Origin of the sequence: Peribacillus sp. NPDC097895 (assembly GCF_050277555.1) — a bacterium.
Lineage (GTDB): Bacteria > Bacillota > Bacilli > Bacillales > DSM-1321 > Peribacillus.
In genome coordinates, this window is the sequence record NZ_JBNNSH010000001.1 from 561,889 (window position 1) to 579,672 (window position 17,784).

At 41.0% G+C, this 17,784-nt stretch carries 19 protein-coding genes; 17 read left to right on the forward strand and 2 right to left on the reverse strand.

Going from position 1 to position 17,784, the window contains the following annotated elements; genetic code table 11:
* Positions 1 to 8: 8 nt before the first annotated feature.
* From ACQKMH_RS02615 to ACQKMH_RS02630, 4 genes are read left to right on the forward strand one after another with little or no spacing between them, the layout of a single operon-like run.
* Positions 9 to 293 (forward strand): thiamine-binding protein, encoded by a 285-nt coding sequence (locus tag ACQKMH_RS02615; protein ID WP_427585950.1) that lies wholly within the window; start codon positions 9 to 11, stop codon positions 291 to 293.
* Complete coding sequence (locus tag ACQKMH_RS02620) at positions 290 to 1,072, forward strand: ABC transporter permease (RefSeq protein WP_427585951.1); 783 nt, start codon at positions 290 to 292, stop codon at positions 1,070 to 1,072. Before ACQKMH_RS02615 ends, ACQKMH_RS02620 begins: the two co-directional genes overlap by 4 nt.
* Positions 1,056 to 1,799 carry an ABC transporter ATP-binding protein gene (locus ACQKMH_RS02625; RefSeq protein ID WP_427585952.1) on the forward strand — a complete coding sequence of 248 codons (744 nt, stop codon included), beginning with the start codon at positions 1,056 to 1,058 and terminating at the stop codon, positions 1,797 to 1,799. Before ACQKMH_RS02620 ends, ACQKMH_RS02625 begins: the two co-directional genes overlap by 17 nt.
* Positions 1,800 to 1,816: 17 nt before the next feature.
* A complete protein-coding gene (locus ACQKMH_RS02630) occupies positions 1,817 to 2,587 on the forward strand; it encodes a TatD family hydrolase (protein WP_427585953.1) in 771 nt (256 codons plus the stop codon).
* 41 nt (positions 2,588 to 2,628) lie between these two features.
* Here the strand turns inward: ACQKMH_RS02630 and ACQKMH_RS02635 are convergent, their stop codons facing one another.
* Positions 2,629 to 3,429, reverse strand: coding sequence for an NAD kinase (locus ACQKMH_RS02635; protein WP_427585954.1), 801 nt, complete (start codon positions 3,427 to 3,429; stop codon positions 2,629 to 2,631).
* 364 nt (positions 3,430 to 3,793) lie between these two features.
* Between ACQKMH_RS02635 and ACQKMH_RS02640 the strand changes: the two genes are divergently transcribed.
* From ACQKMH_RS02640 to tpx, 9 genes are all read left to right on the forward strand, one after another.
* A complete protein-coding gene (locus tag ACQKMH_RS02640; protein WP_427585955.1) occupies positions 3,794 to 5,461 on the forward strand; it encodes a PrpR N-terminal domain-containing protein in 1,668 nt (555 codons plus the stop codon).
* A 148-nt stretch (positions 5,462 to 5,609) separates the two neighbouring features.
* A complete protein-coding gene (locus ACQKMH_RS02645) occupies positions 5,610 to 6,584 on the forward strand; it encodes a 2-keto-3-deoxygluconate permease (RefSeq protein WP_427585956.1) in 975 nt (324 codons plus the stop codon).
* A 30-nt stretch (positions 6,585 to 6,614) separates the two neighbouring features.
* Positions 6,615 to 7,907 (forward strand): four-carbon acid sugar kinase family protein, encoded by a 1,293-nt coding sequence (locus ACQKMH_RS02650; RefSeq protein ID WP_427585957.1) that lies wholly within the window; start codon positions 6,615 to 6,617, stop codon positions 7,905 to 7,907.
* A complete protein-coding gene (gene pdxA, locus ACQKMH_RS02655; protein WP_427585958.1) occupies positions 7,907 to 8,902 on the forward strand; it encodes a 4-hydroxythreonine-4-phosphate dehydrogenase PdxA in 996 nt (331 codons plus the stop codon). The genes ACQKMH_RS02650 and pdxA overlap by 1 nt, the downstream gene beginning before the upstream one ends.
* A gap of 341 nt (positions 8,903 to 9,243) precedes the next feature.
* Positions 9,244 to 10,245: a signal peptide peptidase SppA gene (sppA, locus tag ACQKMH_RS02660; protein WP_427585959.1), complete on the forward strand. Its 1,002-nt coding sequence runs from the start codon at positions 9,244 to 9,246 to the stop codon at positions 10,243 to 10,245.
* Positions 10,246 to 10,257: 12 nt separating this feature from the next.
* On the forward strand, positions 10,258 to 10,797 hold the full coding sequence (locus ACQKMH_RS02665) for an RDD family protein (RefSeq protein WP_427585960.1): 540 nt from the start codon (positions 10,258 to 10,260) through the stop codon (positions 10,795 to 10,797).
* Between the two features lie 100 nt (positions 10,798 to 10,897).
* A complete protein-coding gene (locus ACQKMH_RS02670; protein ID WP_427585961.1) occupies positions 10,898 to 11,590 on the forward strand; it encodes a DUF2953 domain-containing protein in 693 nt (230 codons plus the stop codon).
* 15 nt (positions 11,591 to 11,605) lie between these two features.
* A complete protein-coding gene (gene ytfJ / locus ACQKMH_RS02675; RefSeq protein WP_427585962.1) occupies positions 11,606 to 12,079 on the forward strand; it encodes a GerW family sporulation protein in 474 nt (157 codons plus the stop codon).
* Positions 12,080 to 12,240: 161 nt separating this feature from the next.
* On the forward strand, positions 12,241 to 12,741 hold the full coding sequence (gene tpx / locus ACQKMH_RS02680; protein WP_427585963.1) for a thiol peroxidase: 501 nt from the start codon (positions 12,241 to 12,243) through the stop codon (positions 12,739 to 12,741).
* A gap of 166 nt (positions 12,742 to 12,907) precedes the next feature.
* Here the strand turns inward: tpx and ACQKMH_RS02685 are convergent, their stop codons facing one another.
* On the reverse strand, positions 12,908 to 13,222 hold the full coding sequence (locus tag ACQKMH_RS02685) for a hypothetical protein (RefSeq protein WP_427585964.1): 315 nt from the start codon (positions 13,220 to 13,222) through the stop codon (positions 12,908 to 12,910).
* 571 nt (positions 13,223 to 13,793) lie between these two features.
* Here ACQKMH_RS02685 and ACQKMH_RS02690 point away from each other — a divergent pair.
* The 4 genes from ACQKMH_RS02690 (at position 13,794) to ACQKMH_RS02705 (ending at position 17,775) form a co-directional block, all read left to right on the forward strand.
* On the forward strand, positions 13,794 to 14,780 hold the full coding sequence (locus ACQKMH_RS02690; protein ID WP_427585965.1) for a class I SAM-dependent methyltransferase: 987 nt from the start codon (positions 13,794 to 13,796) through the stop codon (positions 14,778 to 14,780).
* A gap of 169 nt (positions 14,781 to 14,949) precedes the next feature.
* The gene (locus ACQKMH_RS02695; RefSeq protein WP_427585966.1) at positions 14,950 to 16,146 is read left to right on the forward strand and encodes an acetate kinase; all 1,197 of its coding nucleotides are present in this window, start codon (positions 14,950 to 14,952) and stop codon (positions 16,144 to 16,146) included.
* Between the two features lie 277 nt (positions 16,147 to 16,423).
* Positions 16,424 to 17,266, forward strand: coding sequence for an EcsC family protein (locus tag ACQKMH_RS02700; RefSeq protein WP_427585967.1), 843 nt, complete (start codon positions 16,424 to 16,426; stop codon positions 17,264 to 17,266).
* A complete protein-coding gene (locus ACQKMH_RS02705) occupies positions 17,263 to 17,775 on the forward strand; it encodes a MogA/MoaB family molybdenum cofactor biosynthesis protein (protein ID WP_427585969.1) in 513 nt (170 codons plus the stop codon). Before ACQKMH_RS02700 ends, ACQKMH_RS02705 begins: the two co-directional genes overlap by 4 nt.
* The last annotated feature ends 9 nt before the right edge of the window (positions 17,776 to 17,784 follow it).

Sequence of the window (17,784 nt, forward strand, 5' to 3'; positions counted from 1 at the left end):
GAAAAGAAATGGCCAATTCATTAATTAGTATACAAATTATCCCTAAAGGGGAAAATGTCATCCCTATGGTCGATGAAGCAATCAAGATCATTGATGAATCAGGTGTCAAGTATGAGGTTCACCCGCTTGAAACAACAATGGAAGGTGAGCTTTCCGAACTTTTCGCCGTGATAGAAAAAATGAATGTAAGAATGATTGAAATAGGATCGCCGAATGTCATTTCCCAAGTGAAAATATTATATCAGCCGAGCGGGATTACGATGGGTACGTTAACGGAGAAATATCGGGCATGATCGGAAGGAGAATTTGGAAGAAGGGGGCTCCCTTCTTTCTTTTATTATTGTTGCTGATAGTATGGGAATCAGTGACAGTCTTATTAAAAGTTGAAGAATGGTTGCTTCCTGCTCCATCAGCCATTTTGACTGAAGGAATTGAATCGTTTCACGATCTTTCGGGACACCTAATATCAACTACTGAGCTTGCGTTAAACGGTTTTTTTATAGGAAGCTGCATCGGCTTATTAATTGCGGCAATCTTACACCTGTTTCCTGGTGTAAAAGAGGCGGTTTATCCCCTGCTCATACTATCACAAAATATTCCAATCATAGTTTTGGCACCGCTATTAGTGATCTGGTTTGGTTTTGGAATGCTGCCAAAGCTAATAGTGATTTCTCTCGTGTGTTTTTTTCCTGTTGCCGTTGCTTCATTAGACGGTTTTCGCCAGACACCATATGAACTTAAGCATTATTTCAAGATGATGGGGGCGGGGAGAAACCAGTTATTTTGGAAGCTGGAGCTTCCTCATTCGATTCCGTCCATTTTCTCAGGCTTGAAAATTTCGGCAACATATAGTGTAATGGGTGCGGTTATTTCTGAATGGCTTGGAGCTAAATCGGGGATCGGCGTTTATATGACGCTAGCTTCCTCTGCATTCAGGACAGATCGGGTGTTTGTTTCTATTTTCATCATTATGGGAATGAGCCTTCTCTTTTTTGGAATCATTAACTTACTGGAGAAATACCTTGTTTCATGGAAGAGAAAGGAGGGTGAAAAGGATGAAACTGGAAATTAAAGATGTCTCCTATTCTTTCGGTGGTAAACAGAATATTTTAGAGAATATACATTTCCATGTAGGTGATGGGGAGTTTGTCACGATCCTTGGACCATCCGGCAGCGGTAAAAGTACATTGTTCCACTTGATCGGGGGCATTTTGAAGCCGAATCAGGGCATCATTTCGCTGGATAGTAAAAAAATAAATGGCTTAAAGGGCCATATAAGCTATATGCCCCAACAGCCTTCCCTTTTACCTTGGAGAACGGTATTGGAAAATGTCTTGCTTGGAAGTGAACTGGCTGGGATTAGAGACAAAGAAATGGCAAAAGCCCTTTTGGTGAAAGCGGGATTGGAAGAGTATGAGAAAGCATATCCGCACGAATTATCTGGAGGCATGAAGCAAAGAGCCGCATTTATTCGAAGTATCTTAAGTCCACAGGAATTGATGTGTCTGGATGAACCTTTTTCTGCATTGGATGAACTGACAAGATTGCAAATGCAAAAATGGCTGATGTCTGTTTGGGAAGAAAATCGGAGATCGGTGCTTTTTGTTACGCATAGCATTGATGAAGCGGTTTTCCTTTCCGATAGAATATATGTGTTATCAGCAAAACCCGCTACTGTCATAAAAGAGGTTGTTGTTCCATTTCCAAGGCCAAGAAGGGAAGAACAGCTCCTTAGTGATGAATTTTTTAATTTGAAGAGAGAACTATATGCAGCACTAAAGCCGACTGTTACTACGTAGGAAGGAGAAAGTGAAACATGAAAATCATCGATAGCCATATCCATTTGGATAGGTATGATGAATGGAAGCAGAAGCAGATCCTTACTGATATGGAAAAGGTTCATTTGGAATCTTTGCTTACTGTTTCCATGAATTTGACTTCTTCCATAAACAATTATCACCTTTCACTAAAAGATTCACGAATCAAGCCGGCCTTTGGTTATCATCCCGAGCAGCCACTCCCGAGTAAAGAAGAAATGAAAGATTTACTGAGTTGGATGCGGGAACATCACCACGATATGTTTGCCGTAGGTGAGGTTGGGCTGCCCTATTACTTAAGGCAGGAAAATCCCAATATGGATACGTCAGAGTATATAGAAATACTGGAGAGGTTCTTGGTGCTAGCTAAAGAAATCGAAAAACCGGTTATTCTTCATGCCGTCCATAATGATGCACCTATTGTTTGGGATCTATTGGAAAAACATCAAATCACAAAGGCACATTTTCATTGGTTTAAAGGTGATATCCACACAATCGAAAGAATGGCCAAAAACGGGTACCTCATTTCAGTCACACCTGATGTATGTTATGAAAGAGAAATACAGGAGTTGGTTTCTGTATACCCACTTAAGCAAATGATGATTGAAACGGATGGCCCCTGGCCGTTTGAAGGGGTTTTCAAAGGGAAATGGACACATCCGGGCATGATGCATGACAGTGTGCGTCAAATTGCTTCAATTAAAGGCTTAGCCATAGAAGTCGTGTATGAAATCCTTTATCAAAATACGAAAGATTTTTATAGTTTATAAAAAGGTACCAGATAGTAGATCTGGTACCTTTTTAATATTTTTTATAGAAAGGTTCTTTTTACCTTTTCCCAAAAGGAATTGTCCTTAAGTTTAACGGTTTTGATGACTTTACCGCTTAATCGGACCTGGACCTTTTCGACATGACTGATGCTCAAGGCTTCATTGTCCATTCCGATGATTGGATAGCTTGGCCCATTTTGCTCCAGGTGGACGTTCAACGTCTTATCTCCGCTTAGGATGAATGAAGAACCTAGCGTCCGATATGTATTGTTATTGATTGAAGCGAGCTCGCTCACTTGAAAGCATGGGAGAAGGGGGTCCACAACGGCTCCATTGACCGATTTATTATAGGCGGTGCTTCCGGTCGGAGTAGCAATGATGATTCCGTCGCCGCGAAAAGTTTCAAAATGAAGTTGGTCAATGAAAATATCCATGATGAACGTCTTGGTGATGGAAGTCCGGATACTGAGTTCGTTGAGCGCATAAAAGGATGGTTGACCGTCCAATTGTATATCGATGGTAGGATATTTGCGAACCTCGATTTGCTCTCTTGTCATGGCATCGATCATTTTGTCCGTGTCTTCCAAGTGGAAATCGCAATACATATTCAAGTTTCCTGTGGTGGAAATGCCAGCATATAAACAATCATCCCTGAATCCGGTTTTTCGGACTGCCTGTAAGAATGTCCCGTCATCACCAATACTTACGATAATGTTGGCTTCAGTGAAATTTTGCACGATTTCATATGATTGTTCCTTTGCCAACTCGGCTAGACGTTTCACCTTGTTTTGCATTTCTGAATTTGAAGCATGGAAAAAATAAATATTTCTTCGACTCTTCATCATGACCCCCCTAGTATGAATAGTGGTGAAAAGGCTTTCTTTTATTTCCATAAGAGAAAGCCGACAGTACAAAGAACAGCTGCATTCGAACAATATTATATGACTTAGTTTATCATGGAATGAATGACTATTGTTAACCGTTTGCGGAAGCGTTGTCGAAAGGAAAAACCGGCCCACTCCTGCATGATTAACGGGATAGCGATAATTACATCGGATTATGAGGTGAAACAGTTCTTTTTTAGGAAGTGAACATAAAAATGGTATAATTAATTCTTGATAAGGGCTCTTTCAATCCCTTCTATACATTGGGTATATTAACGAATTCAGAAAAGGATTCGGATATTTAAGAAAGTAGGTTTTGTGTATGAAAGTGCATATCATTGCCCCGTATGAATCAATGATTCCAATTATAAAAGCGTGTGTACCTCTTTATCCAGATTTAGAAATAGGCTACTCCATAGGCGACTTGGAAAAGGGTGTGGAACTTGCAAAATTGGAAGAGAAAAACGGAGCGGATGCCATTATCAGCAGGGGAGGAACGGCTAAGTTAATTAAGAAATCCGTCCATATCCCAGTGATCGACATGCACCTTTCCGGTTATGACATGATTCGTTCCCTGACATTAGCCAGTGAGCTTAAAGATAAAACAGCCATCGTAGGGTTTTCAAACATAACTTCAGGCGCCCAATCGATTATCGACTTATTAGACCTTCCTTTACAGGTTTATACGGTTCGTGAATCTGAGGAAGTAGCTCCTCTCATTTTGATTTTGAAAAACGAGGGTTATAAACAAATCGTTGGTGATGTAATTACAATAAATACGACCATCTCTTATGGCATGAAAGGATTTCTGATTCAATCGGGAAGGGAATCCATCATCAGGGCTATTAACGATACGAGAGAGCTGATTTCCTATCTTCAGTACAAAAGCGACATCAATAGGATGTTTGAAAGGCTTTTAGTCAAAGAAGTCCAAAATATCGTCATTTTAAATAGTGATAATCAAATTGTCCATGAGCATTTAACTGATTTCGATTCGAATCCATTAACCGATGATCAATATAGGAGCATGAATAAGGAACTTAACTTAAGCAAGCAGCTTCATACCCACTTTTCACTGGATGGCAGGAGTATAGATGCAGAGGGCTTTTTACATGATGGTTTGTACGCATCATATAGGATTTATGTATTAACGTCCAGTGCGATGATACGATTCGATCAAAAAGGGTTGAAGATTAAGGCAGCTTCTATCTCAGAACCGATTGCCATGGATCCAACGCTCATAAATAATGTGACAGCTCTCTATAAGAACCGTGAAATCATTCATTTAAAAGGAAATAGAGGGAGCGGTAAAGAGTTTCTTGTAAATTATATACATAATGAACAAACAAAAAATGGGATGATCCTTACCATTGATTTCAATGAATTCAAGGAAGCTACACTTAACAAGCTGCCTCTAGACAATATCCATACAATCGTCTTGAAGAATATCGATTGTATACAGGATCAAGAACGCTTAATCGAATTTCTAAACACTTGCTGCAAAAATAGCTTAACGGTATTCATCGTAACAAATGATCAAATTAGCGAGGCTATTGCTTCACACTTTGCAATAAACACCATCCATATGCCGGATTTATCCGAACGTAAAAGCGATATAGAAAGATTAACGAAATTCTTCTTATCCTACTATCATCAAACGTATGGAACAACGGCAATGAATATAAAAAGTGAAGCTCTTGCTCTTCTGGAGGAGTATTCGTTTCCGAACAACATTGACGACTTAAAACAGTTCATTAAACAGATAGCTTTAAATGAAACAGAGTATGTGATCCAAAAGGAAACGATCCTGAAATTAATGGGAGATAATAGCATTCCTGCAGATATTTTCTTTTCAAAAAAAGCGACACTAAAGGAAATGGAAAAGTATATCATTCAGAGAGCACTTAAGGAAGAAGACTATAATCAAACTAAAACGGCTGAACGATTGGGTATCAACCGGGCAACATTATGGCGCAAACTTAAAGAATGACTTTAAGTTTGTTTTTTTGATTGGAGTGTTGCAAAATTAAACTATTTTCATTGATTGTAATTTTATATTATTTTAAGTGTTGCTTTTATTAACATGCTATTTTAATATAAACATTGTAAGCGCTTTAAAAAACAAAGGGGGTTTTGTTATGAGAATTAAAGCAACGCTTGATCGTATCCCAGGGGGGATGATGGTTGTTCCCTTATTACTGGCAGCGACTATTAATACATTATTTCCAAATTTATTAAGGATTGGCGGTTTTACAGAAGCACTGTTCGTGAACAGTTCAAGTGCTTTAATTGCATTATTCCTTTTAATTGCCGGAACGCAAATCAATCTTCGTACTGCAGGTACTTCGGTGAAAAAGGGCGTTACACTTTTAACATATAAGTGGGTATTAGGAGCACTGGTCGGACTACTTGGATTCTGGCTGGCCGATAGTAACGGATTGTTTTTGGGAATGGCACCATTGGCCATTATTGCAGCAATGACAAATTCTAACGGCGGGCTTTATATTGCACTGGCAGGTCAGTATGGGAAGGAAGAAGACAAGGCTGCCTATCCATTTCTGGCATTAAGTGACGGTCCATTCCTAACAATGGTAGCGCTTGCTATTTTCGGGACGATGGGTTTCGCGGATGGCATGTTCTCTCCAACTTCGTTCATAGCCGTATTGCTTCCTCTGCTAGTAGGGGTGGTATTAGGGAATTTAGATCCTGAGATGAAAGAGTTTCTTTTTAAAGGGAGCGATAAGCTTGTTCCATTCTTTGCCTTTTCATTAGGGATGGGGATTAATTTCACAGCGATAATCCAAGGGGGATTAAGTGGGGTATTGCTTGGTGTGATTACCGTTGTCCTAACTGGTGGAGGAGGGTATCTGATCTTTAAATGGATAGGTTGGAATCCGATTGTCGGTGCTTCTGAAGGTTCCACTGCGGGTAATGCTGTCGGAACTCCTGTAGCTATTGTGGCAGCAAATGCTGCATTTGGGGTTCATGCAGAGCTGGCGACTGTACAAATTGCAGCAAGTGTTGTAACAACAGCTATCCTTCTCCCAATATTCATCGGATTCCTATCCAAGCATTTGGATAAAAAGGGTGGAGTGGCTAAATACAATAATTAGAGTTAACCCATGTTTTGGAGGGGAAATAAAATGAAATTAGCGATCATCGCGGATGATTTAACGGGTGCCAATGATAGCGGAGTTCAATTAGCTCGCCATGGTCTCAAAACGACCGTTCTTTTTGGATTGGATGAAGAAAATGTACGGGATTATGAAGCTGTCGTATTTGATACAGACAGCCGTTCACTTGATAGGCAAGAAGCTTACAATAAAGTCAAGGCAGCAGCAGTTTTTTTAAAGCAGGCTGGTTTCACAACCATCTTTAAAAAACTAGATTCGACAATGCGCGGAAATATCGGTGCTGAAATAGATGCCATGTATGATGCAATAAGGCCTGATTTAGTCATGATCGCTCCGGGGTATCCTAAAAACGGTAGATCCATACTGAATTCTACCCACTATTTAAATGGGATTCCTCTTGCAGAAACAGAGATATCCAAGGATCCTAAAACGCCCGTGACCCTATCCTATCTGCCTGAGCTAATTGGTGCACAGACATCACATCATATTGGTACAATTACAGTGGAGGATTTGGATAAAGGTAAAAACCATGTGAAGAGTAAGTTATCACGGTTTGCAGAGGATTCGATTACGTACATCGTCATCGATGCGACCGAGGAGCAACATTTGATAGATATATTGAATTATACAAAGGAAATGAATCTTGAAGTTGCCTGGGCGGGATCGGCAGGGATCGCCAATTACCTGCCTGATCATTATTCTATTCCAGCTAAGGAAAGTCGAATGAAGATTCCTAAATCGACCTCCCCGGTTCTTACAGTGATCGGAAGTGTGAATAAGAATTCACGGATACAATTGAAAAAAATGTTGGAACAGACCCAGGTACATGCGGTATCGTTCGAGTCCTATAAAGCTGTGGCGGATGATCTGGAAAGAACAGAGGAAATCAGAAGAGTCTATCATGAGGCCATCCAAAAGGCAGGAGAAGGGCGGGATGTCGTCATTTATTCCACTGCTGAAAAAACGGACATTGAAAAGGCTTGGAGAATGGGCGAATCTAAAGGTCTTACTCATAAACAGATCAGTAACGAGATTGTGAAAGCGATAGGGACAGTATGTTCTGTCCTGTTAGAGAAACAATATTTTAAAGGTGTTACCATGACCGGCGGCGATACAGCCAAGCAAATATGCAATCTATGGGATGTAAAAGGATTCGAATTGCTGGATGAACTGGAAATAGGAGTCCCTATCTCCAGGTTCTTGGGTAATGAAGCTATTTATGTCGTCACGAAAGCTGGCGGCTTTGGTACAGAGAACGTATTTATACATGCGATGAGAAAGTTGAAAGGGGAGAATGCTTGATGAGACCCATTATCGGAATTACCATGGGAGATGCTGCGGGAATAGGACCAGAAATTATCGTAAAGGCATTGGGACATGAAGAGGTGTATGAACAGTGCAGGCCGCTTATTATCGGAGATGCAAAAATAATAGAAAAGGTAAAGCCTATCGTAGGCTATGCGGGGATTGTGCATTCCATAAAGGACCCTTCTGAGGCGAAGTATGAGTTCGGTTCGATAGATGTTCTGGATTTGGACATCCTTCCTATGGACCTTCCATTTGGAGAGGTTTCCGCTATAGCGGGAGACGGTGCATTTCAATACTTGGCAAAAGCCATCGACTTGGCGATGGAAAAGAAAATCGATTCGATCTGTACCGCCCCTTTGAATAAAGAAGCGCTCCACAAAGGAGGACATATGTATCCGGGGCATACTGAGATTCTTGCTGACCTTACGGATACGGAAGACTTTTCGATGATGTTAACCACCCCAAACTTAAAGGTCATTCATTTGACGACACATATGGGACTGATTGAAGCAATCGAGAGCATTAATCCTGAGCGGACGTACAAAGTGATCAAGCTTGCACATGAAACACTGACAAAAGCGGGGTTCAAAAATCCTAGCATCGCTGTATGCGGGATAAACCCTCATGCAGGGGAAAATGGTTTATTCGGAAATGGTGAAGAAGAAGAGAAATTAATGCCCGGAATAGAAAGGGCACAGAATGAGGGAGTCAATGTAACAGGGCCGCTTCCTGCAGATACATTATTCTTCAGGGCTGGCCGTGGAGATTTTGATATTGTCATTGCCTGTTATCATGACCAGGGACATGCCCCAATCAAGGTTATGGGAATTGAGGCTGGGGTCAATATTACCGTAGGACTGAAAGGCGGAATTATCAGAACTTCCGTAGATCATGGCACAGCCTTTGATATCGCTGGGAAGAACATCGCTGATGAAAAAAGCATGCTTGCGGCCATTCAGTCAGCCATTGAATTAGCTCCAAAGAAATGAATGTAGAAGCTGCCGGGATGAATTCCGGCAGTTTTTCTATTTATGCCATGGATGAGCAATGATTGAAAACAATCCGGATCATCGTTCGACATCTCTGAATTTGAAGTATGGAAAAAATAAATATTTCTTCTGTACATCATAATCCCTCTAAGTATGAATAATGATGAAAGGGTCTTCTTTTTTCTTTATAGGGGAAAGTTGATATGACAAAGTGCACTACACATTTCCAATTAGGGTATTATTTGCTACAATTTTAGATGTCTTGGTTTATCATGGAATGAAACATTTTTGTTATTAGTTCGTATGGTAAGAAGGATACATATATTTAAGGGGGAAAACAGATGAATGGAAAGCGTTGGGCAGCACTTGGAATTGCAGCCGTTTTATTTTTTGTCTCTATTGCTGTAGGGACGGCTACGACTCTATTTACAGCCGATACGGAAAATATTATTGAGGATTTATTTGCTTCCGAAAGTGCATTTTACGAGGAAGTCATAGAAGGTGAAGATTTCTCTAATATTATTGCCGTATTTGATGTGGAAGGCACGATTCAAGATACTGGAGAAGCATCATTACTTAGTTCAGCAACATATAATCATCGCGCCTTCATGGATAAGCTAAAGATGGCGGAAGAAAATGATGATATTAAAGGAATCATCCTGCGGGTGAATTCTCCGGGCGGCGGTGTCGTAGAAAGTGCAGAGATCTATGACAAAATCCTAGATATAAAAAAAGTGAAAAAACCTGTCTATGTTTCCATGGGGTCAATGGCGGCTTCCGGTGGATATTATATTTCTGCACCAGCCGATAAGATATACGCTAGCCCAGAAACGATGACGGGTTCACTTGGTGTTATCATGCATGGGTATAATTACGAGAAGTTGGCCGAGAAGTATGGGGTTGAATTCGAAACAATCAAAAGCGGACCACACAAAGATATTATGAGTCCGACCCGGGAAATGACTGGTGAAGAACGTAAAATACTGCAAGATATGATTGATAATTCTTATGATCAATTTGTAAAAGTCATTGCCGATGGACGCGGTATGACAGAGAAGGAAGTAAGGAAAATTGCCGATGGGCGGATTTATGATGGGCGTCAGGCGAAAGAAAACCATCTAATCGATGATTTCGGCCATTTGGATGATGTAATTGCCGCAATGAAAACGGATATCGGTAATAAAGATGCTCAAGTTATCCGTTATACAGATGAGGCAGGTTTCGGTTCATTATTCAGTATGGGAGCGCAAAAAATGTTGGGAAATGATGTGGAAACGGCGGTCTTGACAAAAATCCTTTCCTCCTCAAATTCTCCACGCTTAATGTATTTGTATGCGGAATAGGGGGGCTGAAGGATGACGGAACGAAATGAAAACAATGAACAAATCGCTTCATCCAATCTAATGGCAAATCATGAGATTCCCGTTCAGCAGGAATTTCCACATGCCGAGAAGACCGTGGATGATGGGGAAGTCAAGGTCGTTTATTTTGCTGGTTTTTGGATGAGATTTTGGGCTTATTTAGCGGATCTGTTGATTATCGGTAGTTTGAATCGTATATTGATTCATCCTATCTTTAAGTTCTATGAAGGTACAGATGATCTTTGGTTTTCTGCAGAGGGCTTTTTAACAGGAATCGTATTCTTCTTATACTTTGTTTTGATGACCAAGTTCTTGAACCAAACCCTTGGCAAAATGATATTTGGACTGAAAGTCGTTGCATTGAAGGAAGAAACAAAAACCATTTCATGGGGTACGGTATTGTTCAGGGAGCTGATTGGCCGCTATATCTCAAAAATCACATGGATTGGCTATCTTTTGGCAGGCCTATTACCGAAGAAACAGGCTTTGCATGATGTCTTTGCAGACACAAGTGTGGTTTTGATCAGAAGATGATTTCTTTCATTTATAAATCTGTAAGAGCGTGATTTTTGCTTTTGCAGGTTTATTTTTTTTGGCATATGCCGATAATAATAGGCTGAAAGGATGTGGATGCATGAAGTGGCTTTTGTTGATTATGGGTATCCTCATATTGGTGCTGCTTCTTCTTATTTTCACTAAAGTAAGGGTGTACATTGATTTCAAACGTGTCCAAAAAAATGACCTAATACATATTAAATTATCAGCTTGGTATGGACTTTTTCACTATACTTTCAAAGTGCCGGTCATTAAAATGGATGATGATTCGGCAGCTATAGTAGTAAAGCAAGAACAAGGAATGAAGGAAGAAGAAAAAAAAGAAGAAATGAAAAAAATCACTCCCGAAGATTTACGTGATGAGTTCGCTGACATGAAGGAGATCCTACATCATGTCGTCGGTTTTCATCGGACCGTCCGTCATTTCACAGGGAAAGTGCAAGTTAAAAAATTCACTTGGCACAGTATGGTTGGTGCTAAAAACGCCGCACACACCGGTATGTTAACAGGAGTATGCTGGGCACTTAAAGGTTCCATCATTGGTTTATTAACTACCTATTTCAACTTCAGGATCATGCCCTCTTATTCCATAACTCCCGACTTTCATCGATGGCAGGCCAATACGACGATTTCCTGCATATTACAATTTAGAATCGGGCAAGCTATGGTGACTGGAATAAAACTGCTTCGTTATTGGAAAGGCGGAAAGGCAAACTTCAAGTCCAGGAAATTAGCGAAGCTATCAGGTGATTCCAATAAACAATCGTTCTAGAGTGGAGGAATTTAGATGTCAGATCATCCGATCCAAGGATTAATGAAAGAAGCGATGGAAAATCTGAAAGAAATGGTCGATGTGAACACGATCATCGGAGATCCGGTGGAAACTCCGGATGGAAGCGTCATTTTAACTGTATCCAAAGTTGGGTTTGGTTTTGCAGCCGGTGGAAGCGAATTTGTGCTCGATGGTAATCATCAAGGACAGCAAGGACAGCAAGGAGAGTCCAAGCAGCCATTTGGCGGCGGGAGCGGTGGTGGGGTCTCCATAACACCAATTGCCTTTTTGATTGTCGGTTCCCATGGCGTGAAAATGATCCATCTTGATGAAGGAACACACCTTCTCGAAAGAATGATGGATTTAGCTCCTCAGGTTGTAGATAAGATTCAATCCATGCTAGCCAAGAAAGACAAAAATCAAAAGCAAGCTGGCAGTCAACCACCCACAATGAGATACCAAGAACCTAAACAGGATTTAGATTTCTAACTGCGACTCGGCATCCGCCGAGTTTTCTTTTTGCTGAAATATCCAAACTATTGAAAGAGACATGTACACAAACATTTTTCCCAATTCAATTAATTGCAAAATTCCGGTAAAACAAATATGATTATCCTTGTACATATAGCAGAAAAAGGAGGAATTTTTTAATGGCTTCAGTAACATTTAAAAACAACCCGATCACTTTAGTAGGACAAGAATTAAAAGTTGGGGACAAAGCACCTGATTTTACAGTATTGGCTAATGACTTATCACCGGTTACATTAAGCGACTCTAAAGGTTCTGTCCGCATTATCAGCGTGGTTCCATCCGTGGATACAGGTGTTTGTGATGCACAGACACGTAAATTCAATGAAGAAGCGGCAAAATTGGATAATGTTAAAGTCCTGACGATCAGTAACGATCTTCCTTTCGCGCAAAAACGCTGGTGTGCTGCTAGCGGCTTGGATAATGTTCAAGTTCTTTCAGATCACCGTGACCTTTCTTTCGGTGAAGCTTATGGTGTAGTCATGCAGGAACTTCGCCTATTGGCGCGCTCTGTATTCGTAGTGAACAGCTCCGATGAACTCACATATGTAGAATATGTGAGTGAAGGCACTAACCATCCAAATTACGAAGGTGCAATCGAAGCGGCTAAAGCGGCAAAATAAGAGGCTAATTCTAAGAAACCGGGCACAATGTGCCCGGTTTTTTGTTTTAATGTTGATTTTCTTGTTGATAAACATCTTGTCGTTGAAGTGGACAGGGCATTCGTTTTCTAATACACTGGTTTTTTATGATTTTTGACGAGTTTCATTTTTTATATGCTGGATTTAGTTAAGGCTCTAAAGTCGGACCATTTAGTGGTAAAACAATCTTGCCAGACCACTCTTGACCATTAGGTGTACCAACTTTTATGTCAATTTCATTAGGCCAAGACGGCATTTGTCTTTGATGGGGTCCTGGAAAACCCGCTTGTTGCCCTGCTCGAAATCCTTCTCGGTACCCTTGGCGATACCCTTGTCGAAATCCTTGTCGAAACCCTTGTTGAAACCCTTGTTGCTGCCTGTTAAGTTCATCATCTGCCTGAATACCATGTTGCTGATTTAGCGGATTAACCGGCCCATGATAGTATTGATTTTCATTATCCATATAATCACCACCTCATGTATGGTATTCTGTTTGGGCATTCATTGAGCCTTTCCAAGTAGAAAAAAATACAGGGCAACAGCCCTGCATTTTGAGCCAAGTTCAACTGACTGTCGGGCTTCAAATGTAGTTCTAACTGACAAAGGTCAAAGTTTATTTAAAGCAATCTTTCCTCAACACGTTGAAGTAAAATCCGAAAATTAGTCTTATAGATAATGAGGAAAAAATACAGGTAACGGATCTTCTCAAAAGGCTTAATTTTGGTGCTAGTCAGATTAATAATTGCAAATAATTAAAAGAGTATATGGACCATCTAAGTTTGCGAACTGCTTAATAATGAATAAAAATCTCCCAAAATACACCAACCACCTATTTATCCGCACTAGTAAATGAACAAATTCACCTTTTATTTAATCATGGTGAAAAATTTTGAAAAAGAGAGCTTAAATGTGGACTTTCAAAATTGGAAAACAGTATATGAAATAAACGAAGAATCATCAGCAGGACGTACGGCTTGTATCTCTTTCTTCTTACCTTTAAAATAAGGACAGAAGCAAACAGGAGGAATTAATAAGTGAAGTCTACCCCAGTTGAACAATTATTTTATGAATTTGATGAAACAGCCCAAATATTACAAAGTGAACTCTCATGCACGTATCTGGATGCCCTGGGTGAAACGGGCGAGAATTTCTTTCAAGGGAAAGTCCTGCAGGAGGAAATCAGTGAAGTATCGAAGAAAAGGTTAATGAAGCATTATGCAGACTTTTCACTCGAGAAATATGAGAAGGAAGCAATCCGTAAAGCCTTTCAGCTTGCCATATTAAAAGGCATGCAGCAGAGCGTACAACCGAATCACCAAATGACCCCTGATGCAGTCGGAATGTTCGTCAGCTATTTAGTCGGTAAATTCGCCAAGGGTCAAAAAGAGTTAGTCATGCTCGATCCTGCTGTCGGAACGGGGAATTTGTTATTTGCAATCTTGAATCAACTTCCAGATAAAAATATCGCGTCATATGGTGTCGAAATTGATGAAACCTTGATTAGGCTTGCATATGCAGGTGCGAACTTACAAGAACACCCGCTGCAATTCTTCAATCAGGACAGTCTGGAGCCGCTTTTCATCGATCCTTCGGATGTTGTGGTCAGTGATTTGCCGATTGGTTATTACCCGAATGATGTACGTGCAGCAGATTATGAATTGAAGGCCGAAAAAGGACATTCGTATGCACACCATTTGTTTATTGAGCAAAGTGTTAAACATGTGAAGGATGGCGGACATCTTTTCTTCATTGTCCCAAATAACTTGTTCGTCTCGGAAGAAGCGCAGAAACTCAATGATTTCCTGAAAAAACATACACATATCCAAGGGATGGTGCAACTGCCGCTTTCCATGTTTAAAAGTGAAGCGGCTGCGAAAAGCATCCTGATCCTTCAAAAGAAGAAAGAGGGGATCGAAGCACCGAAAAAGGCACTGCTCGTTCAACTTCCGAAGCTTTCGGATTTCGATGCAACAAGGTCTGTCATGCAACAGATGGACGATTGGTTTAAAGAGGAAAAATAGTAAATGAAAGCTGATGCCATTCGCATTGGCTTTCATTTTTTTTGTAAGGGTGATTATTTTTCATTTGGTTGTCATTCTTTACCATGATAAGATTGTACAATACACTGCGCGTTATTCGTTAAGATGATCATAGTTTGGTTGACTAGCTTTGAGTAAAGGAGCAGGATGGATGTCAAAAATCATGGCTATTAATGCAGGCAGCTCTTCATTGAAGTTTCAGCTTTTTGAGATGCCAAGTGAACAAGTGATTACAAAAGGTCTTGTAGAAAGAATCGGCTTGAAAAATTCCACATTTACTTTGAGTGTCGAAGGCGAAAAAGTTTCTGAAACGTCCCATATACCCAATCATGAAGTGGCTGTTGGACTTTTGTTGAAAAAGCTGATTTACCACCACATCCTTGACTCCTTTGAAGATTTGGACGCCGTAGGGCATCGTGTGGTGCATGGTGGTGAGGTGTTCACTGACTCGGTCATGATCACGGAGGACGTGATAGAGGAAATCGATAAACTTTCAGAGTTGGCACCCCTTCATAATCCCGCGAATAGCACGGGAATCAAAGCATTCAGGCGAATACTTGGTGATGTTCCGGCAGTTGCTGTTTTCGACACTGCCTTTCATCAAACGATGGCTGCAGGTTCATATTTGTACAGCTTACCTTTTGAATATTATGAAAAATACGGAATAAGGAAGTATGGCTTCCATGGTACTTCACATAAATATGTGTCACAGCGGGGGGCAAAAATGATCGGCCGCCCGATTGAGCAGCTTCGTTTGATATCCTGCCATTTAGGAAATGGTGCAAGCATTACGGCAATAAAGGGTGGTAAGTCGATTGATACATCAATGGGATTTACACCATTGGCCGGTGTTACAATGGGTACGCGTTCAGGTAACATCGATCCGGCGCTGATTCCTTATATCATGGAAAAAACGGGGAAAACAGCTGATGAAGTGCTGGATGTCTTGAATAAGGAAAGCGGCATGCTAGCCCTCTCCGGATTTTCCAGCGACCTGCGCGATATCCAAGTGGAAGCGGATAAAGGCAATGAGCGGGCTGTACTTGCACTTGAAGTTTTTGCAGATCGGATTCACAAGTATATAGGTTCCTATTCAGCTAAAATGGGGGGAGTGGATGGCATCATTTTTACAGCCGGCATCGGTGAAAACAGCCAAACCATTAGAGGTCGGATCTTGGAGGGACTGGAATTCATGGGCGTTTATTGGGATAAGGATCTTAATCGCACCACTGGTAAGGAAGCATTCATCAATGCACCTTATTCCCCGGTGAAAGTGATGGTCATCCCTACTAATGAAGAAATCATGATTGCCAGGGATACCATGGAGGTAGCTTTAAGCCGGAAATGAGAAAACATGCCTTTTCCTGTTTTTCTTAGAAAAATCCCCTTACACGATTTATGTCTTTGGTAAGGGGATCTTTTCTCGGATTGCATTCTGTTATTGTATAAAGCTGATGCAAATGATTGACCTTCAAGCCCTTTCATATGGCTTTTTTTTATGGATATCATTCCAAGTGAGCTATGACCTTGAAACACAGGAACAGCATCATCTATTCTTGAAAAGTCCTCCTCTATGGTATACTTAAGGGAGAATCCACCAATTCTGTACATAGGAGGCTTGATGCATGGAATTCACGAATCGGGAAATCAAAATTTGGAATGAAATTAGTGAATGGCAAGAAAATCTTTATCAGTATGAGCCAACGGATCTGGCAGCATTGTATGATAAATGGTTAGAGCAGGGTTTTGCACTGCTTCCAGAAAACGTCCAACAACAGTTTTTTGAAAAGCTTGATACATGGCTTTTTCATTTGCATGCCATGGTCCAAAGCTCACAAATTCAAATAGATGCAAGAGAGCGGATTTTAGCATCTGCGCGGGTGTTTAATGAAGATATCGAAATGCTCAGTGACTTAAATCTCTTATCGATCGACCAGTTGAATTACATAGCGAACCAGCATATTGCTAAGCATCGTTTATATTCATTTGCACAAGGAGGGATAAGCGGGTCAGGAGGCCTTCTCCTGTTAGGGAGTGATATTCCGGCCATGACGGTCATCAATGTCCGGACTGTACAACTGATTGCAATGTCATATGGTATTGAGGTGAATACGCCTTTTGAAATGATGTTGGCTCTTAAGGTTTTCAATGCAGGTGCGATGCCAAAGAGACTCCAAGGAATAGCTTGGGAAGAATTGATCCGGGAAGTCCAGACCGCAGAAGATGACTATTTTTATCTGGGGATTGATGAACTGACAAATCCTACCTGGATGGAACAGCCACTGAAGCAACTGTTGAAGGCCATATCCATTACTGTTTTTCGGAAAAAACTGGTTCAGGGCATTCCATTCATCAGCATGGCCATTGGGGCTGGGGCCAATTATCAAATGACCCGGAATGTCAGTGAATTTGCCCAGAAGTTCTATCAATATCGGTATTTACAGTTGAAGAAGGCTACTGAAGAATGAGTGTCAAGAATCATAAAAAAGCCATCACGGGGGCAATTCGCTGCATGGTGATAACCGTTAGCGATACTCGTGATGAAGAAACGGATAAAAGCGGTGCGCTGATGATGGAGTTATTGAAGTCGAATGGGCATGAAGTGACGGAATATGAAATTGTGAAAGATGAAAGAGAAGCGATCCAAGAAGCAGTTAAAGCGGGCTGCAATAGCATCAAGGTCGATGCCATATTAACTAATGGAGGGACTGGCATCGCCAAAAGGGATGTAACAATCGAGGCGGTTAAAGAATTGATGACCAAGGAAATTCCCGGTTTTGGCGAGGTTTTCCGTATGCTCAGCTATCAAGAGGACATCGGTTCGGCAGCCATTCTATCCAGGGCTATCGCCGGAGTCGTGAAGGACAAGGCGATTTTTTCCACCCCAGGCTCATCAGGTGCGGTTCGACTTGCGATGAATAAATTGATTCTCCCGGAGTTGGGACATGTCATTGGTGAACTTCGAAAGGATTTATAAGGGGGATGC

Bases quoted from the DNA above. Each gene is read 5' to 3' on its own strand.
- ACQKMH_RS02625 (WP_427585952.1), top strand. From the start codon at position 1,056: ATGAAACTGGAAATTAAAGATGTCTCCTATTCTTTCGGTGGTAAACAG.
- ACQKMH_RS02670 (WP_427585961.1), top strand. From the start codon at position 10,898: ATGAAGTGGCTTTTGTTGATTATGGGTATCCTCATATTGGTGCTGCTT.
- ACQKMH_RS02640 (WP_427585955.1), top strand. From the start codon at position 3,794: ATGAAAGTGCATATCATTGCCCCGTATGAATCAATGATTCCAATTATA.
- ACQKMH_RS02685 (WP_427585964.1), bottom strand. From the start codon at position 13,222: ATGGATAATGAAAATCAATACTATCATGGGCCGGTTAATCCGCTAAAT.
- ACQKMH_RS02645 (WP_427585956.1), top strand. From the start codon at position 5,610: ATGAGAATTAAAGCAACGCTTGATCGTATCCCAGGGGGGATGATGGTT.
- ACQKMH_RS02665 (WP_427585960.1), top strand. From the start codon at position 10,258: ATGACGGAACGAAATGAAAACAATGAACAAATCGCTTCATCCAATCTA.
- ACQKMH_RS02615 (WP_427585950.1), top strand. From the start codon at position 9: ATGGCCAATTCATTAATTAGTATACAAATTATCCCTAAAGGGGAAAAT.
- ACQKMH_RS02650 (WP_427585957.1), top strand. From the start codon at position 6,615: ATGAAATTAGCGATCATCGCGGATGATTTAACGGGTGCCAATGATAGC.
- ACQKMH_RS02620 (WP_427585951.1), top strand. From the start codon at position 290: ATGATCGGAAGGAGAATTTGGAAGAAGGGGGCTCCCTTCTTTCTTTTA.
- ACQKMH_RS02630 (WP_427585953.1), top strand. From the start codon at position 1,817: ATGAAAATCATCGATAGCCATATCCATTTGGATAGGTATGATGAATGG.
- ytfJ (WP_427585962.1), top strand. From the start codon at position 11,606: ATGTCAGATCATCCGATCCAAGGATTAATGAAAGAAGCGATGGAAAAT.
- pdxA (WP_427585958.1), top strand. From the start codon at position 7,907: ATGAGACCCATTATCGGAATTACCATGGGAGATGCTGCGGGAATAGGA.
- sppA (WP_427585959.1), top strand. From the start codon at position 9,244: ATGAATGGAAAGCGTTGGGCAGCACTTGGAATTGCAGCCGTTTTATTT.
- ACQKMH_RS02635 (WP_427585954.1), bottom strand. From the start codon at position 3,429: ATGAAGAGTCGAAGAAATATTTATTTTTTCCATGCTTCAAATTCAGAA.
- ACQKMH_RS02695 (WP_427585966.1), top strand. From the start codon at position 14,950: ATGTCAAAAATCATGGCTATTAATGCAGGCAGCTCTTCATTGAAGTTT.
- ACQKMH_RS02700 (WP_427585967.1), top strand. From the start codon at position 16,424: ATGGAATTCACGAATCGGGAAATCAAAATTTGGAATGAAATTAGTGAA.
- tpx (WP_427585963.1), top strand. From the start codon at position 12,241: ATGGCTTCAGTAACATTTAAAAACAACCCGATCACTTTAGTAGGACAA.
- ACQKMH_RS02705 (WP_427585969.1), top strand. From the start codon at position 17,263: ATGAGTGTCAAGAATCATAAAAAAGCCATCACGGGGGCAATTCGCTGC.